Origin of the sequence: Streptomyces aurantiacus (genome assembly GCF_001418335.1) — a bacterium.
Lineage (GTDB): Bacteria > Actinomycetota > Actinomycetes > Streptomycetales > Streptomycetaceae > Streptomyces > Streptomyces aurantiacus.
The window spans coordinates 1-2,798 of the sequence record NZ_LIPP01000373.1 but is presented as its reverse complement, the minus strand read 5'-3'; the positions used below and the strand labels follow the sequence as shown (position 1 = coordinate 2,798).

The following is a 2,798-nucleotide window of genomic DNA, read 5'->3' as shown; positions in this document are numbered from 1 at the left end:
CAGTCGAGTACCGGACGAACCCGTCGGCACGCCCCGCCCGCGCATCCGGGGCGGGGCGTGCCGACGGGTTCGTCCGGTACTCGACTGCTCGACGGCTCGGTATCGGCGGCTCAGGTGTTGACGGCGGGAACCAGCCCCATGACGGGGGCGGCGAGGTCGGTCACCTGGTGCAGTTGCCCCAGTTGGCGGAGGCCGTTCAGGTTGTGGATCCCCTCGGAGATCTTCGGCATCTTGTTCCTGTGCTCGACGGGGAGGTCGCTCACGGCGATCGAGTCGAGCTCCGCGAGCAGGTCCAGTTTTTCCGTCCGGGGAACCGTGGCAGCGCCCGCGGACGGTACGGCAAGACCCGTGACGCTGATGGCGAGGCCAACGGCGGCGACAATACGTCGTGTTGAGATCATGCTTTCAGCAACGGTGACAAGCAGCCCACGGACACGGCCCCGCCCGGTCCCTCACCCGGGAGGCGCATCGGTACGGCCACGCGCCCGGCCGAGCAGGACCGGTCGGGTCCGCGACCGGCCCCCAGCCGGTCCGTAGCCCGCCCGCGGCCGTCACCGGCGTCCGATCAGCGGATCCACGCGTTGTAGTCCATGACGTCGCCCGCCTCGACGCCCCACTCGGGGTCGTCGGCGGTGGCGGTGCTCTCCAGGCCGAGGACGGCCCCGGTGGCCGGGTCCATGATCAGCATCCGGCGGTATCCGGTGCCCTCGTACACGTACGCCTGACCGAGCCGGCCGAGGCGGTCGGTCACCTGGCCGACCGACCGCAGCCCCTCGGCGTCCGCCAGAAGCCGGGCGAGCGCCGCGTTCTCCCGGGCGCCGAGGGTCCAGGTGTTCAGCAACTCCCCTGTGGCGTCCAGCAGTTCGGGGGTGGTCAGCGGGGTGTCGGTGTGCTGCGCCTCCCGCAGATAGGCGCGCAGCCGACCGGCGTCGCGCGGGGGCGGCGACTGGGGCGGGGCGTCGCTCCAGCTCGGCGGGTAGGTCTGCTCGCTGATGACGTGTCCGTCGTCGACGAGGCGCGGACCGTCGTCCCCTTCGGAGAGGACCGGCCGGCCGGGGTGGCGCGGGTCGGTCGCGACGACCAGCTCGGTGTGGCTGTCGTCCGCGTTCCAGCGCACGGCGCGCTCCACGGGCAACGTGATCGGAGGCTTGTCGTCCGACATGCCCATGCTCCACGACTGCACATGCGTGCCCTTGAGCAGCCGGGGCGAACCGTCCGCCGCGTCCCGCTCGGCACGCTCGGCCAGCCGGTCGAGGGGTACGGGGGTGGAGTCGGCCCGGACCACCAGCGGGCGGGGCGCGGCCACCGCGGGGGTGGTGCTCGGGCCCGCGAGGAGGAGAGCGGTGGCGGTCACGGCGAGCACCGCGGTCGTCGCGAGCGCCCAGACGAGCCGCGTACGGCGGGACCGGGGGCCTCGCGCCGGCCGGTCGGGGCTCGTAGGCCCGGGACCGGTACGGCCGGGACTCGTACGGCCGGCTTTCGTACGACGGGGATCCGTGCGGCCGGGACTCGTACGGCCGGGCAGGAAGCGGCTGTGGTGCCTGCGGTGCTCTCCGCCCGCGCTCGCCATGAGCCGGTCGAGGCGGTCCTCGGCCTCGTGGTCCAGCGGGCCTTCGCCGAAGCGGGAGCCGTCGGAGGGCACCGGGTTGGCCCGGCGCAGCAGTTCGAGTTCGTCAGCCATGGCCCTGCTCCTTCGGGGTGTCGCGACGGGGCGTCTCGGTGCCCGGGGACCCGGCGCGTGGGGCGCCTGTGCTCGGGGCACCTACGCCGGAGGTCCCCGTGCCGGAGGCCGCGGCGCCGTGGGACACGGTGATCCGCATGCGGTCGATCTCGGCTCTCAGGCGGTGGCGGGCGCGGTGCAGCCGCATCGCCGCGGCCCGGCTGCCGCAGCCGAGTGCGACGGCGACCTCGTCGACACCGAGTTCCTCCCAGGCGGTGAGCCGCAGGACCTCCTGGTCGGCCGGGGAGAGCCTGGCCAGCGCGTCGTGCACCCAGTCTGCGGGCTGCTCGGCGCCGGGGCTCTCCACGATCTGCCTGCCGTGCGCGCTCTCGTCGTTCCCGAGCCGGTCCACCAGTCGCCGGCGGCGCCCGTAGCCGCGTACCGCGTTGGAGAGGCAGTTGCGTGCCACGCCGTACAGCCAGGGAAGGGGGGACGCGGGCAGGTCGGACCGGCGCCGCCAGGCGACGGTGAAGACCTCCGCCACCACTTCCTCGACCTCGCTCGTCCGGCCGTCCAGTCGCCGCGCGACATAGCGGCTGACCGCCCAGTAGTGCTCGCGATAGGCAGCGGCGAATATCTCGTCGTTGCTCATGTTCCGTAGGTGTCCGGCAGTCCCTCGATCGTCACACCTGTTTCGGTGATCCTTGTCGCCTCGCTCAAGTGTGACGTGGGGAGGTCCCGCGGACACAGGCGGGGCATGGAGAGCAACACTGTCACCCCGGCGCTCGCGCCCTCACGCGCGGGCCGCCGTCCCGGATCCGCCGCCGTCCGCTGGCTGACCACCACGGACCACAAGACGATCGGCACGTTGTACCTGGTCACGTCGTTCGCGTTCTTCTGCATCGGTGGCGTCATGGCGCTGCTGATGCGTGCCGAGCTGGCCCGTCCCGGCACGCAGATCATGTCGAACGAGCAGTTCAACCAGGCGTTCACGATGCACGGCACGATCATGCTGCTGATGTTCGCGACCCCGCTGTTCGCCGGCTTCACGAACTGGATCATGCCGCTGCAGATCGGCGCGCCGGACGTGGCGTTCCCGCGGCTGAACATGTTCGCGTACTGGCTGTACCTGTTCGGC

4 protein-coding genes are annotated in these 2,798 nt (G+C 72.2%); 1 reads left to right on the top strand and 3 read right to left on the bottom strand.

Going from position 1 to position 2,798, the window contains the following annotated elements:
- Nucleotides 1-110: 110 nt before the first annotated feature.
- The 3 genes from AOK01_RS35645 to AOK01_RS35635 form a co-directional block, all read right to left on the bottom strand.
- Nucleotides 111-401, bottom strand: a complete 291-nt coding sequence (locus AOK01_RS35645) for a hypothetical protein (protein ID WP_055519055.1) — start codon at nucleotides 399-401, stop codon at nucleotides 111-113.
- Between the two features lie 164 nt (nucleotides 402-565).
- Nucleotides 566-1,681 carry a CU044_5270 family protein gene (locus AOK01_RS35640; RefSeq protein ID WP_055519053.1) on the bottom strand — a complete coding sequence of 372 codons (1,116 nt, stop codon included), beginning with the start codon at nucleotides 1,679-1,681 and terminating at the stop codon, nucleotides 566-568.
- Complete coding sequence (locus AOK01_RS35635; RefSeq protein ID WP_079104027.1) at nucleotides 1,674-2,312, bottom strand: RNA polymerase sigma factor; 639 nt, start codon at nucleotides 2,310-2,312, stop codon at nucleotides 1,674-1,676. The genes AOK01_RS35640 and AOK01_RS35635 overlap by 8 nt, the downstream gene beginning before the upstream one ends.
- Before the next feature lie 105 nt (nucleotides 2,313-2,417).
- On the opposite strand from AOK01_RS35635, the gene AOK01_RS35630 reads away from it, so the two are divergent.
- Nucleotides 2,418-2,798 (top strand): cbb3-type cytochrome c oxidase subunit I (locus tag AOK01_RS35630; protein WP_213862199.1); only part of this gene is annotated, 381 nt, incomplete at its 3' end.

Bases quoted from the DNA above. Each gene is read 5' to 3' on its own strand.
- AOK01_RS35645 (WP_055519055.1), bottom strand. From the start codon at position 401: ATGATCTCAACACGACGTATTGTCGCCGCCGTTGGCCTCGCCATCAGC.
- AOK01_RS35640 (WP_055519053.1), bottom strand. From the start codon at position 1,681: ATGGCTGACGAACTCGAACTGCTGCGCCGGGCCAACCCGGTGCCCTCC.
- AOK01_RS35635 (WP_079104027.1), bottom strand. From the start codon at position 2,312: ATGAGCAACGACGAGATATTCGCCGCTGCCTATCGCGAGCACTACTGG.